Raw genomic sequence first — 20,278 nt, 5'->3', positions numbered from 1 at the left:
GACCCGGGACGAAGTCGTGACGTCACAGCGCGAGCGGCTATATCTCGCCGCTTTGGAGGCGGTCGCCGAACTCGGCTACGGCCCGACCACGATCACCGATATCGTCGGTCGGGCCCGGGTGGCCCGGCGGACGTTCTACGGGCTGTTCGAGAGCAAAGAGGAATGCTTCACCGCCGCTTTCGATTTCGCGGTCGATACGATCACCCACGAGCTCGACCGGGTGGTCACCGAATCCGGCGCTGCTACCTTCGATGAGTTGGTGCGCACCACGCTCGAGACCTACCTGGAGTTCCTCGCGGCCGAGCCCGCCGCCGCGCGGGCGCTGCATATCGAAACCCTCGCCGCCGGACCGGGACTCATCGCCCGCCGGGCCCGCACGCATCGGATGTTCGGCTACCGAATGATCGCGGCGGCCCGAATCGGCGTGCGCGCAGGCGAACTTCGCGCCGAACCCGACCCGGGACTGCTCGACGTCCTGCTCGGCGGTATCGACGATCGCGTCCGCGCCACGCTCATCGAATCCGGCCCGCACAACCTACCGGCGCTGGCCCCCACCCTCACCCGCGCCGCCCTACTCCTACTCGGTTCCGGCCCCACCCCGACCACCGCCGCACCGACGGTAGTCGAAAGGCGGCCCGAGCCCACTCCGTGAGCGACCATTCGACCATGGTTGACACCGTCATCGCGGCGAGACCGGGCTACCAGCCGGGGTCGGTGTCGACTGGAATGTTCAGCCAGCTCGGCTGATTCGGGTCCAGGTCGAGGTGCTGGGGGCGCAAGCCGCTCTCATTCAGCAAGGGGCGCAAGGGAAGACTGCTCGGGAAGTTTCCGGCGTAGATGTCGACGCGCAGCCGGTGCCCGGGCTGCAGCACACCGTCGGTGGCGAACAGGCCGATATCGATGACCGTCGGCTGGCCGGGCACGATCGGTTCACGGGTGTCCAGGGTCAGATAGGGATACGGGTCGGTGTAGTCGCCATTGGCCGAGCGGGTGGCCTTGCTCTGGTCGACGGCGCGCAGGGATGCGGTGCGTTGGCCGTGTGTCCATTGGGTCGAACGTCCGTCCGGCGCAACGTCGTTCAGGGTTACGTTCCAGTACCCGTCGGTGGCATCCAGGACGGTATCGAGGTGTATGGCGATCGGGCCGGAGATCTGCGTCGGCACGGCGACCGGCGCACTGGTGAAGGTCAGACCATTGGTCTCGGCGATCCGCGAATCCTTCGTGCAGATATCCGGGAGCGGCAGGATGCCCGCCGTCCCCTGTGCACCGTCGCGTGAGCACAGCGTGGTGAGGCCGGGCGCGATCGTAACCCGGGCTGGTGCGCCCGGCTGCCCGGTGAGGCTGCCGTCGTAGGCGCTGCCCGGCGCGGTGCCGGAGGCCGCCGCGTTCAAATACATACGGCGGTAATCCATATCGGGCCGCGGGAAGGCCGTGGTGTGGGTCCAGCCGCCGCCCTGCTGCCACAGGGTGACCTGGTCGTAGTCATCGATACCGTTATCGATGCCCTTGAGCCACTTGTCGAACCACGCGCGCTGCAATACGTCCAGGGCCGCCGGTCCGTCGGAGTCACCCATGCCCGAGCCGGTCGTGATGTGGTAATTGTTGTCCATCACCAGCTTCTTCTGGCTATCGGACACATTGATGGCGTTGTAGACCCGCGGCGATGAGTAGGCGAAGATGTCCTGCCAGCCGCCGTAGACGAAGGTCGGCACATCGATGCGATCGGGATGTCCGATCCAGGCGGTGCGCAATGGACTTTCATCGTCGAGTACCGAATGCATCTCGGGCGGAATCTGATCCATGCTCTGAGTGCCCAGCGCCATGATGATCATATTGAAGAAGGTGAACGGGTCACGGACGCGGTCCGCCAGCCAGGTCCAGTCGAACTTGCCCGCCAGCATGGACACCACATCGGGAATCAGCTTCGTGCCGTCCACGGCGAGCAGCCACTCCGGGATGAAACCGATGCCGAGTGCGCCACCGGGTGCGGCCACGTCGCGGATCAGATCGCTGCCCGGCACGATCGGGAAGATCGCCTGCAGCGCAGCGGGTCTGCGCTCCGCGGTCTGCAACTGGTTGATAGCGGAATAGGAGATGCCGCTCATCCCGATCTTGCCATTGGACCAGGGCTGCGTCGCCGCCCAGTCGACCACCTCGACGCCGTCCTGCTGCTCGCGATCGCCGAACACCTGCCATATGCCTTCGGAGAAGCCGGTGCCGCGCACGTCGACGACCACCTGGGTGTAGCCGCTCTGCACCAGTTTGCGATCCACGGCGAAGGTGCGCGCGGTGCCGCCCGCCAATGCCTGTGCCAGATCACTGATTCCGCTCAGGCCGTAAGCCGAGAGATCGAAGCTGTGTAGTGCCTGCATCAGCGGCTCCGCCAGGCCCGGGATGGCCAGCACGGAGTCGGCGATATTCGCCATCAGCTTGGTGTAGGGCGTGAGGTTCACGATGGTCGGCGTCGGCTCGACGATCGGGCGGCCGGAGGCGTCGGCCGGATGGTAGACATTCGCCTTCAGCACCGTACCGTCACTCATGGTGATCGGAATGTCCCAGTCGATGTAGACGTTCGGATACTGTTGCGACCCTTCATAGTTCGCGGTGAATTGCGCATCGAGGCCCAGGGTGGCCTGGGTCGGCGCGGCCGCGACCACGGCTGCGGCAAACACGATGAAGGTGGCTATCGCAGCAGCCACTGCCTTAATCGGACGTCGACGTCGGATCATGTTTGCCAAACCCTCCCGGCAATGAGGAACTACCCCGTTCCCATCATCGAGTGGGTACAGTAACGTGCATCACCATTGGTACGCAACCGTGACTCATTACATCGCTCTGTGCAGCACGCCTTGCACTGTGGACCGCAATTAAGTTGCCGTGCATTCTCCCTAATTGGGGGTGCAGCAAGCGGACCGGCGTCCCCTTGCCACAGCCCCTACATTGGGGATTCTTCGCAGGACTCGCCCCGCTTACCGTCCAGTATCCCAATCCCCCGGCCGGATGCGACGCCGGTCGCGTCGGACGCTGAACGTTCCGCCCGGCCAGGTCAGGGTGTTGGTACCGTCCTCGTCGATGAAGTAGCTGGTGCAACCGCCGGTCGACCACACCCGGGTGCCGAGCAGTTTCCGTGCGCGCGTGACCCATTCGCGCTCGGCTCGCTCGGACGGGCTGTAGCGGCGAATTCCCTTGGCCCGCATATACTCGATCGTCCTGGCGATCAGCTTCGTCGTCGGTTCGATGGCGAGGAACTGCGAGGTATGCGGCAGCGCCGTATTCGGTCCGGTGACCGCGAACAGATTCGGCAGGCCCGCGAATGCGATGCCGCGGTAGGCCCGAAAACCATCGTGCTGGAACTTCTTTCGCGTCGAAGTTGTCGCGGTACGGAAGTCCGGGAAGTGCGCGATGGAATCCTGGACGTGGAATCCGGTGGCCCACACGATCGCATCGACTTCATGCAAGTCACCGTCGGCGGTGCGGATGCCGGTCGCGGTGATTTCGGTGATCTTCTCGGTGCTCAGCCGCACATTCGGGCGGGCGAATGAGCTGTAGTACTCGTCGGAGACCATCGGTCGCTTGCACCCGAAGGCATAATCGGGCGTGAGTTTGCGCCGCAGCTCGGGATCGGGCACCTGTTCGGCCAGCACCTTGCGGACGACCCACTCGTATACCGAAACCAGCCGCGGATGGAATTCGGCGAAATGCATGGCCTCCAGGAACAGGAAGACGAATCCACGTGCCGCCAGGCGAATCGGTGGCACTGTGCGCAGTATCTTGCGCACCGTCGGCGGAATCGGCCGGTCCAGACGCGGAATCACCCAGGCCGGAGTGCGCTGGAACGAGATGAGCTCAGCCGCCGACTTCGCCAGCGCGGGCACGATCTGTACCGCGCTCGCCCCGGCCCCGACCACCGCGATCCGCTTGCCCGGCGGTTCGAATGACGGATCCCACTTGCTCGAATGCATCTGCGGCCCAGCAAAATCGGAGCGACCGGAGATATCCGGAATCGCTTCGGCGTGCAGCGAGAAGTACCCCATGACGACGGTACGCGCCCGGACCAGTCTGCCATCGCTCAGCCGCAGCACCCACTGTTCGGCCTCGTCGTCGAAATCGGCCTCGGTCACGTCGCTGTTCAGCTGCACATGCCGTCGCAGATCGAAGGTATCGACGACCTGCTCTGTGTAGGTGCGCAATTCTGGCTGGGTCGCGTACACGCGGGTCCAATCCGCGTTCGGCGCAAAGGAATACGAGTACAGCACCGATGGCACGTCAACCGCGCAGCCGGGATAGACGTTATCGCGCCAGGTGCCGCCGATGGCGTCGGCACGTTCCAAGATGACGAAGTTGTCATTGCCGAGGCGGCGCAGGTTCACCGCGACACCCAGCCCGCTGAAGCCCGAGCCGATAATCGCTACATCGAAATCCGACATTATCCAGCGGCTAACTGTGTACGGTCCGGCAGGAGCAGGTCGGTGAGTTCATCGAGCGCGGCGTCCATGGCCGCGGTGAGGTACGACATCGGCGGCAGCTTGTCCTGCACACCGAGGACGCCGAAATGCAGCCCACCCGAATAGCCGATGCAGGTGAAGTTCAGCGGATTGCCGTGCATCAGCAGTGAAATCGGATAGATCGTCTCGAGTCGAGCGCCGTTCCAGTACAGCGGGTTTCGTGGTCCCGGCACATTGGAGATGCCCATGGGGTGCGAGGACGCGGTGTTGGTCAAGCCGAAGCTGAGCCCGAGGATCCACGGCAGGGTGACCGCGAGTCCGTAGCCGATGACCTCGTTCGGAGCCATCTCGCCCATATGTTGCTTCGCGGCGCGGATGTAGTACTTGACCGCACTCAGCCGATCACGCGGATCGGCGATATCGGTGGCCAGCGCGGTGAACATCATGCCGGCGCGGGTACCGGCGCGAGCGTCGTCCTCCTCGCGTAGATCGGTAGGCACGCCCGCGGTCAACGACTCTTCGGGCAACGTAGCGTGATCGGTCAGGTAGCCGCGCAGTGCCGTACTCACGAGGTACAGCACGATGTCGTTGATCGTGCAGTCACCCGCCTTCGCCAATCGCTTGAACAGCGCGAGGTCGTAGCGACGCCTGGACAGATCGCGCGCACCGGTGATGGTGCCGTCGAGAACGGTTTCCGGCTGCTGATATGCCTTCTGCGCCATCGTCTTATCGCCGCGTGCACGTCGGAATGCATCGCGGGCGGCGGATCCGACACCGCGCAACAAAGCCAGTACGCCGGTCAACGCGGCGAGCAGGGCACGGAACGGATTCGCCTTATCGGCTTCCGCCGATTCGGCGGCCGGGCGCACCGTGAACAGGTCCGGCACATCGCGGGCGTCGGCATCCTCGGTGAACGTATCGGTGAACAACCGCATGGCCGATGCGCCGTCGAGCAGGCTGTGGTGCACCTCGAGCAACAGCGCGAAACGGTCCTGCGCCAGTCCTTCGATGACGTGCAATTCCCATGGCGGACGGCTCATATCGAGCTGCTTCTGATGGATCGACGACACGAGCTCGGTCAACTGGTCCTGGCTGCCCGGCTCCGGCAGCGTCCACTCCCGGATGTGCTCGCTCAGGTCGATATCGTCGACCTCACGCACCATGGCCGCGACACCCGGCGGCGGGAACTTCAGCGGGCGGAAGTTCCACGGTTGCGGCAGGCTCGCCGGTGCGTCCAGTCCGGCCCGCCACTGTCGCAGGAACTGGGCCGCCCCGCCCTCGGGCGCGGTGAATTCCAGTAGGAAGGCGATATGCATTGGCATATCGGGTGATTCGAGCGACAGCCAGACACCGTCGGTCGCGGTCAGTCGATGCAACGACATCTACATCCTTAGAGTGTGCTCGGCGAATGGGGAGTCAGGCGGGCCGTCGGATCAGTTCGAGATCGAGATCGATGGGGATGACGGCGAAGTGGAAGCGATCCCTCGGCGGCTGCGCACCTGCGGGCAGACGCACCTCGAAGTTGCGGCAGACCATGCCGGTCACATTCTTGATCTCCAACATCGCCAACCCGCGTCCCGGACAGAACCGCGGACCGGCCCCGAACGGAGTGGAGACCTCGGGCCGATGAGTGCCGTGGCCGCTGCGCAGCCAGCGATCCGGATCGAAGCGCAACGCGTCCTCGAAGTTCTTCTCTTGCAGGCTCGCATGCTGCACATTGACGATTACCCAGGTGCCCGCCGGGATGTGCACACCATCGATCGTGGTGTCGACGGCGGCCTCCAGTCCGACGATCGGTGTCGTCGGCCGTAGCCGCATCGATTCGGCGACAACGGCTTCCAGATACGGCTGTCGGTCCAGTGCCGAGGGAATCTCGGCGACTTCCTCCCGAATCCGTTCCTGCACAGCCGGATTGCCCGCAAGGTGGTAAAGCAGCCAGGCCATGGCATTGCTGGTGGTGTCCTGACCGGCGATGAGGATGGTGAGCGCCTCGGCGAACAGTTGGTCATCGGTGAAGGAGGTGCTGCCGTCCTGCGCCAAGAGGAAGGCTTCGATGAAATTGGTCGGCACCGCAGGCAGATTCGCGCGGGCGCGGCTGATGACGCCGGTGAGATCGGTGCGCAGTGCGGCCAGCGCGCGCTCCAGCGCCCGGTCGTCCGGAAGTTTGACATAGCGCCAGTACGGGAGCGGGCTATTGATCCGCCGGTTGATGAGCGGGAAGATCAGCTCCAGGTGCCGCTGGATGATGTCGCCGGACTGTTCGATGGTGTTGATGTCGTAGTCGAAGGTCAGCTTGGCGGTGACGTCCACCGTATAGCGGGTCAGGTCGGCGCGAATATCCTTGGGCGACTGCCGTTCCCAGCGCCGTTGCAACCGTCCGGTGATCGTCTCCAGGGTGGGGTGGAAGCTGCGCAGATGCGAGGCATTGAAGGCGGGCATGGCCAGCTTGCGACGCAGCCGCCATGCCTCCCCTTCCAGCGAAAACAGTCCGTTCGAACCCATTTCGTCCATGACCGATTCGATTGCCGACTGCCGCCGGAATCCACCGGGTCGGTCCCGGAAGATCTCCCTGTTCAGATCGGGATCGCTCACGACAACGATGCGCCGTCCCGGCATCTGCAACTGGTAGAGCGGGCCATACTCATCGCACCACTCGTCGAACTGACGGTGCAGCAACGAGGGGCGCATCTGTGGGAGATTCCCCAGCAACGGCCACCGGCTCGGCCCCGGGAGATCATCCACGGTCTTGGCAGGTGAGATCGAGACGGACAAAACCGGCGCCTAACGTCGAACGGATCTGATGGAGGCTTGGTCTAGAAAAAAGCGCGAGAATCTAGTCTCGGAGCACAAAGAAAGGTCTGCCGAGTTTCTGCGTGAATGCGACCAGAGTCGGAGAATAACGACAGCCTCCCCGCAGTCGAAATATTTGGCCAGACCATGTGGGCAGCCTGCTGCCAAGAATGCCGAGGCGGGCGATGACTCAGCATGAACAATGGCGACGTTAGCCAGTGCGGGCAGGCGGTGTCAACCCAGACGATTCGTCATCGTGGACTTTCCGCAGGTAGAGATTGAATAGTGAGGAACGCAACAGTGCCCCACCCGACGACATGGATCTGAAACGATGCCTAGTCGCTGACAGCGTCGCGAAATGCGCTATCCCCCAACATCGCCCGAGGCATCGGCGTGCAGCCGAGCGCAGCGACCAGAAAATGGCAGCGGGAAAACCAAAAATTATTCGGGATTGACGAATTGGCGCTAGACTCAGTCCGGATTGGTCGGATGTCCAGGTTCGATCCCGTCGGCGCGAGTTACTCCTGGGAGTTCAGATCCGAATTCGTCCGGTCATGGGTTCACGAGGAGACATGATGCAAGTTTTCGGCAGCTGGACCCACCCACTCGGAAAGGTGCGACCGGCGGTCACCGCAGCCGCGATCGCAGTCGCGGCGAGCGCCGCTATCACCGGGCAAGCGAGCGCCGAACCGACCGCGGACACGCACTATGTGGCTCTCGGTGATTCCTTCGCCGCGGGCGCGGGCGTATTTCCGCAAACCGAACTCGCCACATGTTCACGGTCTGCGGTCAACTATCCAACGCTGGTCGCGAAGGAACTCGGCGTCGCGACCTTCAAGGACGTCACCTGCGGCGGGGCCACCTTGGACGACCTCACGAGCCCGCAGCGCGGCGTCGTCTCCGGAACCGCCGCCCCCCAGTTCGATGCGCTGACACCCGACACAACCTTGGTCACAATGACCATGGGCGGCAACGATATCGGTCTGGCGAAGCAGGCTCTGCTGTGCGGCAATATCTTGCCCGAACCCTACGGCACGTCGTGCACGGACACCTTCACGGCGAACGGCGTCGACACTTTCGCGGAACGAACCAGCGAGTTGGCACCCGTCTACGGGAACGCGATCGATGAAATCCGCTCGCGCGCACCCGAAGCCACGGTCGTGATCGTCGGCTACCCGACCGCGTCGCGCGCTGGAGCCTGTCCCGCGCAGCAGCCCGCATGGCCGCGCGACGCCGACTACCTCCAGGATGTGCTGGTCAACCTCAATACGCTGTTGCGCAATGTCGCCGCCGCACACGACGCGATCTTCGTCGACACGGCCACCTCCAGCATCGGACACGATATGTGCGCCGCACCGGAGCAGCAGTGGATCAACGGGCTGATCCCCTCGCTGTCGACTCCATCCATCGTCCCGCTGCATCCCAACACTTTCGGTGAGCAGAACATCGCACAGCAGGTTGTCGCCGCGCTGCGGTGAGATCGCGGCACTGGGCGCGGTACAGCGCCCAGTGTCCCGTCACTGGGACGCGGTGTCGTGAATCGCGAGCCGATCGGTCAGCCGAGCAGGGTTGATGCCCAGTTCCTCCCAGACCGCACCGCGTGAGGTCTATCAATGCTAGATCTAGCATTGATAGCTGGTAGACGCGCCGAAACCGCCGCTGTCAATGGCGATTCGCTAGTCTGCGAACAATGGACGCAGCAGAAGAGCGCACCGCATGAGACGGACCCCGGGCCGGGCCGGTCACGAGGATCGTCGTCGAGCGATCCTGGAGGCAGCCCTCGAGGTTTTCGCGGAACGCGGCTATCAAGGCGCGACCATTGCGATCGTCGCAGAGCGGGTCGGGCTCAGCCAGCAGGGTGTGCTGCACTACTTCCCCAATAAGCAGACGCTACTGGCGAATGTGCTCGCACTGCGGGATCAGAACGATCTCGATGTCCTGCTCGCCACCGCACAGGGTCGTTCGACAACCCTGGAAATCCTCGCCGAACTGGTGGAACGCAATGCCGAGCGACCCGGAATCGTGCAGTCGTTCACGGTGCTCGCGGCCGAAAGCGTCACCCAAGATCATCCGGCGCGCGAGTATTTCGTCGATCGATACGCAAAGGCCCGGGAAATGCTGACGGCCTTCCTGGAGCGTGATCTGGGCGGTGATCCGCCGCGCGGTGTCTCACATAGAGATGCCGCAGTGTTGCTGATCGCGGTGCTGGACGGGTTGCAACAGCAGTGGTTGCTATCGCCGGATGATGTGGATATGTCCGCGCTGCTGCGCAAGTTCCTGCAATTGATCCGCCCAGAATCGCAATGATAACGTATTGATTACTTTACCTACCGCCTGCTAGGTAAAGCCTTCATACTTCGAGGTTAGATGCCCGCGCTTCAGCCGAACAAGGGAGTCGACCGACATGGCGAATCACCGAGCCGACCGCGAGGCAGTAGTCGAAAAGGCTTTGGCCGCACTGGATCTGGATTCCCGTTGCCGCCTGCTCGCCGGACAGGACATGTGGTCCCTGCCCGCGATTCCGGAGATCGGGCTGGCGTCCGTCGTGATGTCCGACGGTCCGATCGGCGTGCGCGGTGTGCACTGGAGTCCGGAGGACCCTTCGATCGCCCTGCCGAGCCCGACCGCACTGGCCGCGACCTGGGATCCGACTCTGGCTCGGCAGGCCGGGCAACTCCTCGCGCAGGAGGCACGACGCAAGGGCGTGCACATGCTGCTGGCACCCACGCTCAATCTGCATCGAAGTCCGTTGGGCGGCAGGCATTTCGAGTGCTACTCGGAGGATCCGCTGCTGACCGGGGCTATCGGCGCGGCCTATGTGACCGGTGTTCAGGAGGGTGGTGTTGCCGCGACACCGAAGCATTTCGTGGCCAATGATTCCGAGACCGACCGATTCACCGTCGACGTGCGGGTATCCCAGCGCGCACTGCATGAGCTATATCTGGCCCCGTTCGAAACCGTGGTCGAGCAGGCCTCGCCGTGGGCATTGATGGCGGCCTACAACAGCGTCAACGGGGTCACGATGACCGAGAACAGCGCATTGCAGAACGAAATCGTGCGTGCGCGTTGGGGTTTCGATGGCGCAATCGTGTCCGACTGGACGGCGGCTCGCAATACCGTCGGTGCGGCCGTCGGCGGACTCGATATCGCGATGCCGGGTCCGCAGAGCGTCTTCGGGCAGGCTCTCGCGGAAGCCGTTCGCGCAGGCGAGGTTCCGGCCGAGACGATCGAGCAGATGGCGCGACATATGCTTCGGCTCGCCGCTCGGGTCGGTGCGTTGGCCGGGGCACCACCACAAGTCGCAACCGTGCCTGGGGCGCTCAACGGCGACGCGCTGGCTCGCGAGATCGCACAACGCTCGATTGTGCTGCTGCGCAACGAGAACGGCGTCCTGCCGTTCGGCACGGTCGGTCGCATCGCGGTGATCGGCCAGACCGCTGACCAGCCGAGGGCGCTCGGTGGCGGTAGCGCCCAGGTGTTCCCGCCGCATACTATCTCGCCACTCGAGGGCTTGCGGGCAGTACTCGATGCGGATACCGAACTGGTCTATGCCGTCGGCGCGGACCCCCGAGTCAAGATTCCCGCCGCCGAGGAGGGTTTCGATCTGCGGGTCCAGCTCTATGGCGCCGGTGACCGCTTGCTCGGCGAGCATCCGCTGCCGGAAGCCGCGATCGAATGGATCGGTGAATTCCCGGACGGTATCGCGGTCGGGGAACTGCATCGGGTCGATGTCACCGGAACCTTCACGCCACGAGCGACCGGAACGCATACGATGGCCATCGCGGGCGTCGGGGCGTTCCGACTGACGATCGGCGATATGACTTGTTTCGACGAAACCATCGTCGCGCAGGGCGATCCGCTGGCCGCCTTGCTCCGTCCGCCGGAGACGCTTTTCGATGTCGAACTTACTGCGGGACAGCGAGTTTCGGTGCATGTTACGCATACCGTCACGACGATGCCGGAAATGCCCATTGCCTTCGAGAAGTTCTCGCTCGGCCATCAGGAACCGAATATCGACCCCGAGGCGCTCATCGAAGAAGCGGTCGCCGCGGCGGCTTCGGCCGATGTGGCCGTGGTGGTCGTCGCCACTACGCCCGAGGTGGAGAGCGAAAGCTTCGACCGCACATCGCTTTCGCTGCCCGGTCGACAGGACGAGCTCGTCGCGCGGGTCGCCGCCGCCAATCCTCGCACCGTGGTCGTGGTGAATACCGGCTCACCCGTACACATGCCGTGGGCCGAGGATGTCGCGGCTGTCCTGCTCACGTGGTTTCCGGGACAGGAAGGCGGCGCCGCACTGGCCGATGTGCTCATGGGCCGAGCCGAGCCGAGCGGACGGCTGCCCACCACCTGGCCCACGCATCAGGATGACGCGCCGGTACTGAATGTCACGCCGACCGACGGTGCCCTCGCCTACGAGGAGGGTGCCTACATCGGATACCGTGCGTGGCAACGACTTTCGATCGCGCCGGCGTATTGGTTCGGACACGGAATCGGTTACACCAACTGGGAATACGAGAGCGCTGTGTTCGATCCTGATCCCTTGGCCGAGCGTGCGCTCGGCACGCTGACTGTTCGCGTTCGCAATGCCGGCGATCGTCGCGGCCGCGAAACGATCCAGACATATATCGCTCATTCATCGCAACCGGACCGACGGCTGGCCGCCTTCGCGGTTGTCGAAGCCGAGCCGGGGGAGACCGCCGAGGTGGCGCTCCCGATTCCCCGCCGAGCCGCCGAATCCTGGGACGAGGCAACCGAAACCTGGGTACTACCCACCGGCGCCTACGACCTGCTGACCGGCCGATCGGTTGCCGATATCCGCCTGACCACCGCTATTCAAGGATTGCACGCATGAGGTTGCACCGAATCACCTTGTTCCTCACCGGATTTGCACTATGCGCTGCGGCGATGCCGATGGCCGCCGCCGAGCCCGGACCGTATCCGACCGCCACTTGGGAGCAGGTGCAGGACGAGGAGACCCGCTGGGTACAGGAGGGCAAGGTCGAAGCGCCCACGCCGCCCGGAGTCAACCGGTACGACTGCGTGCCCACCGTCCCTGGCGCGGTTCCCGTTGTCCTACTGCATGGTTTCGCGGGCGACGAGTACCGAGCCTGGGGCTATCTCGGACCGGCCCTCGCCAATGCGGGCCTGTGTGTCTATTCCTTCTCTTATGGGGGCAGCAATGCCATGCAGGGCGGCGGCAATGGTCCGCTGGCCGACTCGGCGATCGAGGTCAAGCAGAAACTGACCGCGCTGACCACCCGGCTCGGCGCATCGAAGGTCGACCTGATCGGTCATTCCGAGGGCGGCATCATGGCGCAGTACATCGTGAAAACCGACCCGGATATCGCCAGTGATGTCCGTTCGGTGACCACCATCTCCTCGCCGACACACGGCACGCTCGGCAATCTCGGCGCGACCCTCCTCAATACCGGAAACCTCCGCGACGAACTTCCGGTCCCGCCCGCGGTGAAGGATCTATTGGCCGGATCGGCCTTCCTACAGGAGCTCAACTCCGGCCCCATCACCGTCCCCGGCGTCACCTACACCACCATCAGCAGCCGTTTCGACCCGATCTCGTCCCTCGGCCAGGCCCAGGCCATACTCGCGGAACCCGGTGTCGACAACTACGTCCTCCAAAACGTCTGCGCCGCCAGCAAAGCCGGACACAACGGCACGGTCTTCTCACCTACCACCGCCGCACTCGTGCTCAATGCCCTCGATCATTCGACCGTGCGCCCGATTCCATGCCAGCACGACTCAACCGGCTAGTTCACGAGGGCGAAAGCATCGCTTGTGCACCAACGGCATCCAGACCGTTCAGGTCGGCGGGGGCAAGCGCCGTCGGCGTCGGGAAGAGGTAGGAAAGGCCGAACTGCTGCAGGCCGCCGATGGGCGTGCCATAGGCAGTGACGAGATCGTCGAGAACATCTCTGTCCGACACCATGCCGCGTATGTCGTCCTCGAATGGATCCCATGGCTGGCCCGCGAGCAGCCGCTGCACTCTGGACACGAGGTGGATCAGCCCTTCGATATGCGGCACGTGCAGCACGAGTCGCGCGGCATCTGTTGTGGCCGAGCAGATTTCGATAACTCCCGGATCGTCGTCCATGACAATCGTTCGCCGATAGCAAGTCGACGTTGCACTTTCGACACCAGCGATAGCGGTCTGCGCGAGCTGTGCCAATCGCCGCTCGATATTCGTACCCTCCGCAACCGGCACCCGCAGCGCGAGACCACCATCGGCGACCAGACGGTCCGCACGTCGCCGACGTTTGCGCAGTTCGACGGGTGTTGCGCGAAATATCGCGACCATCACCCGGTTGAACTGACGCAGGCTCCCGAATCCAGCGGCAAAGGCGATATCGGTGACCGACAGATCGGTATCGTCCAATAGTCGTCGCGCGAAATGCGCACGCCGCGAGCGAGCCAGCTGATCCGGCGTCGCGCCGACCTGCTCATGGAACATCCGCCGCAGATGACGTTCCGAAACCGCAAGCCGCGCGGCGAGTTCCGCCTCATTGCCCTCGTCCAGTGCACCGTCGGCAATGAGATCGACAGCGCGACACACTAATTCGGACGCAATCGCGGGATTTCCAGCACCACGATAGGGCCGACAGCGGTGGCAGGACCGAAACCCCGCCGCCTCGGCACCCGCAGCCGAGGTGAAGGGGATGATATTTTCCGCCCGCGGACGGCCAGGACACGGCGGCAAACAGTAGATGCCGGTCGTGACGACGCCTTGGAACGATCCCATACCCCGAGTCTGCGCGCCGGGCCGCACACCGACCAGCCATATCCGGACACGACCTGTCCGGATATGGCGTGGTCGGCGGCGCCGCGCCACCCAGGATTGGTCGAATGAATGTACTGACGAGCAAAGATACGATCATCCGGGCTTGGCGCGAATTCGCGACGCAGGATCCCGACCGCATTGCCGCGGTATTCGCCCCGGACGCCGAATGGCTCGCCCCGCCGCAGAACGCCACCGCCCGCGCCATCGACGGCACCCATCACCTCGTCGGCCGCGCCCGCATCGTGCGCTTCCTGACCAGGGAGTTTCCGACCGTCTTCGTCGCCGATCGAAGTGTGGAGTTCACCGCCATCATCGCCGAGGGCACGACGGTCGTCGTCGAGGAGCGGATGCGCGCGACATTGATGAATGGCAATCACTACGACAACGACTACTGCTTCGTCTTCGAATTGCGCGACGGCCTGATCCACCGCGTCCGCGAGTACATGGACACCCGCCGGGCGGAGGAATTGTTCAGCGCCGACTGAGAGTGCCGTCTCTCGGCAACTTCGGCCCGATCTCCGGCAGCCTGGACGATTGAACCTCCGGTCCGGATCGGACCGGAGGTTCAACTCACTTCACACCGATCGGCTTACCGAAGAATGAAGCGAAGGTCTCACCAAAGGTTGCCTTCAGCAGCTCGATTCCGTTCGGGTCCAAGGCCAACCAGCCGACATCAGCGGTGCTGCAACCCTGTTGCGCTGGAACACCATCGAGCCGATCACGCAGCCACAGGAGAGCGGGCGCAGTGCCCGAAACCTCGGTGACAACATGCTCGGCGAAGTGCTCGCGGGTGTATTGCACACTCGCGGAAGGACTTTGGCAGTAGGCATCGACCAGAGCATTCACCTGCCCCACCGGGATGATTTCATCCGGATTGCCCTGCCAGATGTACATCGGCATATCGGGTACCGACTTACCCATGCGGGTCTTGTCGAGCACGTCGACGACCGCCGGGTGCTGGATCGGATCGCCGGGCACCCGGAGCATGCCCTTCAGGTTCAGGAACGGCAGCAACGCGGATACATACTGCACACACAACCCGCCCTGGACGGTCGACACCGCCTTACCGAGCAGATCGATATTCCCCTCGATGAATCGGGCGAAATCCGGGTATTCGCGGGTGAGCCCGTTGACGGCGCCCAGGACCAGACCGGAGGTGAGCTGATTGTTCGCGACATTCAGCGTCACACCGAGATCGGCGGGCACACCGCCCTCGGCCGCACCAACGATATCGAGTTCGGGCGCATAGCCCTGCTTCAATTCGGCCGCGTGACCGGTGGCAATGGCGCCGCCGGAGTAGCCGTACATACCGATCCGGGCGTCGGATGCGAGCCGCATCGGCTCCAGATTGCGCGCCGCACGGATGCCGTCGAGCGTGATCCGCCCGGCCAGCGGTCCGGCCGCATAGGCATTGTTCGGTCCCTGATGATCGGGAATGACGACCGCCCAGCCCTGCTGCACCGCCCCTGCGCGATCACCCACTCGGCAGGCGCGACGATCTGCCCGACGAACGGGCTGACCGAAAACTGTTGCACCGCATAGGAAGGAGCGCAGTATCCAGCCAAAGAATCTTCGGCGATCTGCATCGAGACGAGCTTGTCCGGCGCCGAACCGCGCGGCTTCACCACCGTCGCGACGGCCGCGATCGCCTCGTCCCGGCTGTTGTTCGAGCGGTAGGAGACCTGCCAGGCATCGACATTCACCGGGATCAACCCGAAGTTGGCGACATTCACCTGCCGCGCCGCGATGATCTCGCCCGGCGCCTTGCTCGCCACCAATTCGGCGGCCGGATGGTAGAAACCCGGATCCAATTCGGGCGGCAGCGGGAACGGTGCCGCAGGTTGCACCGCGACCGGTTCCCCCGGCGGCTCGGCGACCGTGACCGCGGTCGTCGCGAGCAGTGCGATGGCCGTGACTGCGGCCGAGAACATGATTCGCCGGGCACGACCCGCCAGCGGATTGATCAACTTCCATCCCCTTCACAGACTGTGAGACCACTCCGTCTCACATGTGGGCGACTATGACATAAGAGTGATGTGGATCGCAACAACGACCGCATAGGTGGGCAGTGACATAGTCCTGATTTGGCGACTCGATATGCCGAGCGGCCGCAGATGACGTAACTTTCACCGAACCGGCCGGTTGGTGCCGGACAGCTTGCTGGGGAAGCTCCGAGGAAATATGCACGGTCCCAATGAACCGGTCTCGACGGTTCTGTACTACGTCTTCTTGCTCTTCTATGGCGCACAGGATGCGCTGGGCAGGGCCTTCATCCTGGGCTGACCCGAGCCGCCACAGCACACCGAGCAGTCCGCGTGACCGCTCGGATACCGTGGTGCCTGTGATCGAGCACAGCGAGGCAACCAAAGGCGAAGCACCCTTGGTCGCAGCGCAGCCGAGCGCTTGCGAGGTGCAGCTGTGACCATCGTGGACAGGCAGTACGGCGGCCGCGCAGTGAGCGAGCGGAAGGCCGAGCGACGGCAGCGATTCCTGGACGCCGCCATCCGCACCTTCGCCGAGCGCGGCTACGCGGACTGCTCGCTGGCCGATGTGTGCACCGCGGCCGGGCTGTCCAAGCGGCAGTTCTACGAGGAGTTCCAGACCAGGGAAGATGTGCTCATCGCGTCCTACGACTACATCCAGGACCAGTCCGCGGCGGTGGTCGGGCAGGCCGTCGCGGCGCTGGGTCCGGATACGGATATCGCAGCCGGGCTCACCGCGGTGCTGACGGCGTTCATCGGTTCGATCAGCTCCGACCCGTACCGGGCCAAGGTCGCCTTCATCGAGGTGGTCGGGGTCAGCGAACGCATGGAACAGCACCGACGTGAGCGCCGCCACGCCTGGGCAGCGGCAATCGAGGCGCTGCTCATCTCGATCGCGGGCCCGGACATCCGCGTCCGCGGTGGAATCACCTGGGCGGCAAGCGCACTCATCGGCGCGATCAACGGCGTCGCGCACGAATGGATTCTGGCCGACCCACGCCCGCCGATCACGCAACTGGTCGAGGTGCTCGCCCCCATCGCCACCTCGCTGATCATCACCGAGGAATAGCGCGGCGGGCAGCGGCCACGTAGGTTCGGCGTATGCAACTCGGTCAGCCAAGTCGCACCGCCCTGGCCACGGCCTACGCGCGCGCCTACCACCAGATCGCGAGCGAGCCGCGCATCTTCACCGATCCGCTGGCCGTTCGAATCGCGGGAGTCACGCCCGGTCAACTGGCCGATCTGGAGACCGCGACGATTCAGGACGACTCGGACCTACGCCGCCGACGCCGTCTGTTCCTGGCCGCCCGTGCGCGCTTCGCCGAGGACACCGTTGCCGATGCGGTAGCGACGGGCACCCGGCAGGTAGTGATTCTCGGTGCAGGACTGGACACATTCGCCTATCGCAACCCGCATCCGGATGTGCGGGTATTCGAGGTCGATCATCCCGATACCCAGGAATGGAAGCGGCAGCAGCTCGATTCGGCGGGCATCGAACTCCCGGCGTCATTGACCTTCGCCCCGGTCGACTTCGAAAGCCAAACGCTCGCAGCAGGATTGGCTGCGGCCGGATTCGATCGGACTCGACCGGCCGTATTCGTCTGGCTCGGCGTCATCATGTACCTGACTCGCGACACGATCCTGGACACCCTACGGTTCGTCGCGGGCCAGGCGACACCGGTGCGGTTGGTCTTCGACTATCTCTATCCCGCTTCGGCATCCACGCCCGAGGAGATGGATCATCGCACCGCGCGCGCCGATCTGGTGGCATCGATCGGTGAGCCATGGCTGAGCTTCTTCACTGCCGATGAGATCGCAAATATCTTGCTGGAGACAGGATTCGATCAGCTCGACGATCGTGACGCACCCCACCTCATCGCCGGCTACCTCGGTATCGCGCCGCGAAAGGCTTCTGCTGTTGCGCCACATGTGCTGTGTGCCATGCGAACCGGGTAGATCAGCAGTCGAGTTGATCTGCGAGATCGAGGAAGTCGGTGGCGTTGATGTCGAAATCGTCGTCGAAAGAGACGTCCACGTCACCACCTTTGCCGAACTCGAGCGGACGTGCGACGAAGGCCGTCCGGAAACCCAGTGCGCCCGCCGCCTGAATGTCGTACTTGTGGCTGGCGACCATCATGATCTCGGAAGGTTCCAGCCCCAGATACCTTGCGGCCATGCGATACACCGTGGGGTCGGGCTTGAACGCGCCCGCCATCTCGGCGGTGAACACCGCATCCCACGGCAGCCCGGCGCGCTTCGACATATTCACCACGGCGGCGACATCCGCGTTCGACAAGGTTGCGATCGTGAATTTGCTTGCGAGCCTGTTTAATCCGGTGACCACATCGGGCCAGGGTTCGAGTCGCTGCCAGGCAAGGGTGAGATCCGCGCGTCGGTCGGGCGATAGGTCGATCCCGTAGTCACCCAATAGGCCATCCAGCGTGTTGGCGTAGACCGAATGCACGGTGACCCAGTTGTCTCGGTCGGGCTTCGCCTTCCGCAGGGCGGCGAAGTACTCGGCACGCCAGTGGTCTACGAAACCGGGCCAATCGATGTGGCGATATCGGGCACCACCGATTCTTCGAGCTTCGGCGCAGACGGTCGAATGAAAGTCTGTGGCCGTACCCTGCACATCGAAAAGCAATGCCCGCAACATAATTCGCACCATTCCCTATACGCGCTGGACCAGCAGATAGCTGCGCCGACTCGGATGTTCGGCATCCGGATGCGGTTCCCGGTCCAGGCGCGCCTCGAGGGCCAGACCAGCCGTCGCCAAGGCTTCGGATTCTGCAGACGGGTCCAGGTAATGGAAGGTGAGGTCAACCTGATGGCCCCACCAGTCCGTAAGCCTCTTGGCCCCGCCGATCGGAATGTCCGGGTCGCCGGTGTGAAATGCAATGAGCGCATGACCACCCGGACGCAACACCCGCGCGAACTCCGCATAGGCCGCCGCCCGTTGTTGCTCGTCCAAATGGATCACCGCGTACAGACAAACCAACCCCGCCAACGACTGCGCCCGCACCGGCAGCGCAGTCATGTCAGCAGCACCAACCGCCACCGAATTGGTCCGCCGCGCCACCGAACACATCGCAGGCGAAAGATCCATACCAACCGCCCGCACCGCGCGTCCCGCGAGATACGCCGCGACATGCCCCGGCCCACAACCAATATCCGCAACCACACCCCCGTTGGTGAGCTCGGCAAACACTCCCAAGATCCCCCGATCCAACGGCTTACCCCGCAACTCGTCCCCAAGCTCATCGGCATAACGCTCGGCCACCAGGTCATAACTGCGTCGCGTGCCGATCATCCAGCCAGCGTAGTTCCGGCCCGCACCCCGCGCCCGCCGTGGACTAACGGCCTCGGGAAGACCGCGGCGCGCCCAGGGCAGGCGAACCTCGAATGTGGCTGCGCCCGTCGTAGTCGGCGTCCGTTGTGGAGGCACGCGCCGCCCACACCGCCGAGCGTCCACACATACGCCGACGCCGACGGCAAGGACAGCACCGCCAAGCCGGGCACATGCCGCAGCCCGCGTCCGCAGACATCCACGTCGCAGCGCCGGACGCGGACGGTCGCGAACTAGGCATCAGCGGGGCCCACCCGATGCCCGTCCGCGGATTCATTGCATCGACACGCCAGGAACAGTCCGGACACGGCACGGACCGAAGTCCGCACCGTGGCGACTACTGGCTGCGCGTTGGGATTTACCGCACCCGAAAGACAGTCAATTTCCAGTCCGTTGAGCGGGTGCGGGCGATGCGGGCGGCGATGGCGAAGTGTTGGCGGCCGCGGTCGTAGGAGGCGAAGACTTCCGCGGTCGAGGCGTCGACCATCATGAGGCTCGCACGTTGGAGCACGGCGACACCGAGCGTTCGGCCTGGTGCGAGGTCGGCTCGAACTATGGTCCGGACCGCGGAGACCACTGCGGGCGTGGCCATTCCGGCGAGTTGGGCGACGGGGCGGCGGTGGTCGAGTATCTCGAGCGCCAGCCGCAGCGCACGCTCAACGAATTGCTGTGCCGTCGAATCCAATTCGACGACCGGAGGCAACTCTGCGTGCCCGGCACTGAGCGCCCGCCGCACACCCGGCGGGCCGGATCGTCCGGTCTGATCATTCCGCGATAACGGCGTGCGGCACGGTGACGCACGCGGCGGATCCTCGAATTCCACGCGGCTCCCGGCCGCACGGTACGGCAACAACGGCGGCTCAGTCCTCGGTGCATACGAAAGCCCCGACGGATGTCTCTCCATGCAACACCCCCAATTGAG

Annotated in this window: 16 protein-coding genes and 2 pseudogenes; 8 read left to right on the top strand and 10 right to left on the bottom strand. The window is 64.2% G+C overall.

Annotated features, from left to right (window positions below; all coding sequences use genetic code 11):
• Window positions 1-16: 16 nt before the first annotated feature.
• Window positions 17-652 (top strand): TetR/AcrR family transcriptional regulator, encoded by a 636-nt coding sequence (locus ACIBJI_RS09905; RefSeq protein ID WP_396955625.1) that lies wholly within the window; start codon window positions 17-19, stop codon window positions 650-652.
• Window positions 653-698: 46 nt separating this feature from the next.
• On the opposite strand, the gene ACIBJI_RS09900 is transcribed toward ACIBJI_RS09905, so the two are convergent.
• From ACIBJI_RS09900 to ACIBJI_RS09885, 4 genes are all read right to left on the bottom strand, one after another.
• Window positions 699-2,729 carry a CocE/NonD family hydrolase gene (locus ACIBJI_RS09900; RefSeq protein WP_396955624.1) on the bottom strand — a complete coding sequence of 677 codons (2,031 nt, stop codon included), beginning with the start codon at window positions 2,727-2,729 and terminating at the stop codon, window positions 699-701.
• A 240-nt stretch (window positions 2,730-2,969) separates the two neighbouring features.
• Entirely contained in the window at window positions 2,970-4,427 is a 1,458-nt protein-coding gene (locus tag ACIBJI_RS09895) for a flavin-containing monooxygenase (protein WP_396955623.1), read from the bottom strand.
• A complete protein-coding gene (locus ACIBJI_RS09890; protein ID WP_364350580.1) occupies window positions 4,427-5,827 on the bottom strand; it encodes a wax ester/triacylglycerol synthase family O-acyltransferase in 1,401 nt (466 codons plus the stop codon). The genes ACIBJI_RS09895 and ACIBJI_RS09890 overlap by 1 nt, the downstream gene beginning before the upstream one ends.
• 34 nt (window positions 5,828-5,861) lie before the next feature.
• A complete protein-coding gene (locus ACIBJI_RS09885; RefSeq protein WP_364350684.1) occupies window positions 5,862-7,187 on the bottom strand; it encodes a cytochrome P450 in 1,326 nt (441 codons plus the stop codon).
• Window positions 7,188-7,807: 620 nt separating this feature from the next.
• Between ACIBJI_RS09885 and ACIBJI_RS09880 the strand changes: the two genes are divergently transcribed.
• The 4 genes from ACIBJI_RS09880 to ACIBJI_RS09865 all read left to right on the top strand — a co-directional run bounded on the left by ACIBJI_RS09880 (window position 7,808) and on the right by ACIBJI_RS09865 (window position 13,004).
• Window positions 7,808-8,713: an SGNH/GDSL hydrolase family protein gene (locus ACIBJI_RS09880; RefSeq protein WP_364350583.1), complete on the top strand. Its 906-nt coding sequence runs from the start codon at window positions 7,808-7,810 to the stop codon at window positions 8,711-8,713.
• A 238-nt stretch (window positions 8,714-8,951) separates the two neighbouring features.
• On the top strand, window positions 8,952-9,542 hold the full coding sequence (locus ACIBJI_RS09875) for a TetR/AcrR family transcriptional regulator (protein ID WP_364350586.1): 591 nt from the start codon (window positions 8,952-8,954) through the stop codon (window positions 9,540-9,542).
• A gap of 97 nt (window positions 9,543-9,639) precedes the next feature.
• Window positions 9,640-12,087, top strand: a complete 2,448-nt coding sequence (locus ACIBJI_RS09870) for a glycoside hydrolase family 3 C-terminal domain-containing protein (protein ID WP_364350589.1) — start codon at window positions 9,640-9,642, stop codon at window positions 12,085-12,087.
• Window positions 12,084-13,004 carry an alpha/beta fold hydrolase gene (locus ACIBJI_RS09865; RefSeq protein ID WP_364350592.1) on the top strand — a complete coding sequence of 307 codons (921 nt, stop codon included), beginning with the start codon at window positions 12,084-12,086 and terminating at the stop codon, window positions 13,002-13,004. The genes ACIBJI_RS09870 and ACIBJI_RS09865 overlap by 4 nt, the downstream gene beginning before the upstream one ends.
• A 1-nt stretch (window position 13,005) precedes the next feature.
• Here the strand turns inward: ACIBJI_RS09865 and ACIBJI_RS09860 are convergent, their stop codons facing one another.
• On the bottom strand, window positions 13,006-13,803 hold the full coding sequence (locus tag ACIBJI_RS09860; RefSeq protein WP_364350687.1) for a helix-turn-helix domain-containing protein: 798 nt from the start codon (window positions 13,801-13,803) through the stop codon (window positions 13,006-13,008).
• 51 nt (window positions 13,804-13,854) lie between these two features.
• Window positions 13,855-13,989, bottom strand: a pseudogene (locus ACIBJI_RS09855) (Ada metal-binding domain-containing protein); the annotation flags it as partial.
• Between the two features lie 104 nt (window positions 13,990-14,093).
• Here ACIBJI_RS09855 and ACIBJI_RS09850 point away from each other — a divergent pair.
• The gene (locus ACIBJI_RS09850) at window positions 14,094-14,513 is read left to right on the top strand and encodes a nuclear transport factor 2 family protein (protein ID WP_397083776.1); all 420 of its coding nucleotides are present in this window, start codon (window positions 14,094-14,096) and stop codon (window positions 14,511-14,513) included.
• Window positions 14,514-14,598: 85 nt separating this feature from the next.
• Here ACIBJI_RS09850 and ACIBJI_RS09845 read toward each other — a convergent pair.
• Window positions 14,599-15,959 (bottom strand): annotated as a pseudogene (locus ACIBJI_RS09845) (lipase family protein).
• 487 nt (window positions 15,960-16,446) lie between these two features.
• Between ACIBJI_RS09845 and ACIBJI_RS09840 the strand changes: the two are divergent.
• A complete protein-coding gene (locus ACIBJI_RS09840) occupies window positions 16,447-17,079 on the top strand; it encodes a TetR/AcrR family transcriptional regulator (protein ID WP_364350601.1) in 633 nt (210 codons plus the stop codon).
• A 32-nt stretch (window positions 17,080-17,111) separates the two neighbouring features.
• Window positions 17,112-17,966, top strand: coding sequence for an SAM-dependent methyltransferase (locus tag ACIBJI_RS09835; protein WP_364350604.1), 855 nt, complete (start codon window positions 17,112-17,114; stop codon window positions 17,964-17,966).
• Between the two features lies 1 nt (window position 17,967).
• Here ACIBJI_RS09835 and ACIBJI_RS09830 read toward each other — a convergent pair whose 3' ends face one another.
• The 3 genes from ACIBJI_RS09830 to ACIBJI_RS09820 form a co-directional block, all read right to left on the bottom strand.
• On the bottom strand, window positions 17,968-18,678 hold the full coding sequence (locus tag ACIBJI_RS09830) for a haloacid dehalogenase type II (protein ID WP_364350607.1): 711 nt from the start codon (window positions 18,676-18,678) through the stop codon (window positions 17,968-17,970).
• A gap of 3 nt (window positions 18,679-18,681) precedes the next feature.
• Window positions 18,682-19,320, bottom strand: coding sequence for a class I SAM-dependent methyltransferase (locus tag ACIBJI_RS09825; protein ID WP_364350610.1), 639 nt, complete (start codon window positions 19,318-19,320; stop codon window positions 18,682-18,684).
• A 394-nt stretch (window positions 19,321-19,714) separates the two neighbouring features.
• Window positions 19,715-20,179 carry an Rv3235 family protein gene (locus ACIBJI_RS09820; RefSeq protein WP_364350613.1) on the bottom strand — a complete coding sequence of 155 codons (465 nt, stop codon included), beginning with the start codon at window positions 20,177-20,179 and terminating at the stop codon, window positions 19,715-19,717.
• Window positions 20,180-20,278: the final 99 nt, after the last annotated feature.

Origin of the sequence: Nocardia sp. NPDC050408 (assembly GCF_044458905.1) — a bacterium.
Classification (GTDB): domain Bacteria; phylum Actinomycetota; class Actinomycetes; order Mycobacteriales; family Mycobacteriaceae; genus Nocardia.
This window is presented reverse-complemented; position numbering and strand designations above follow the sequence as displayed.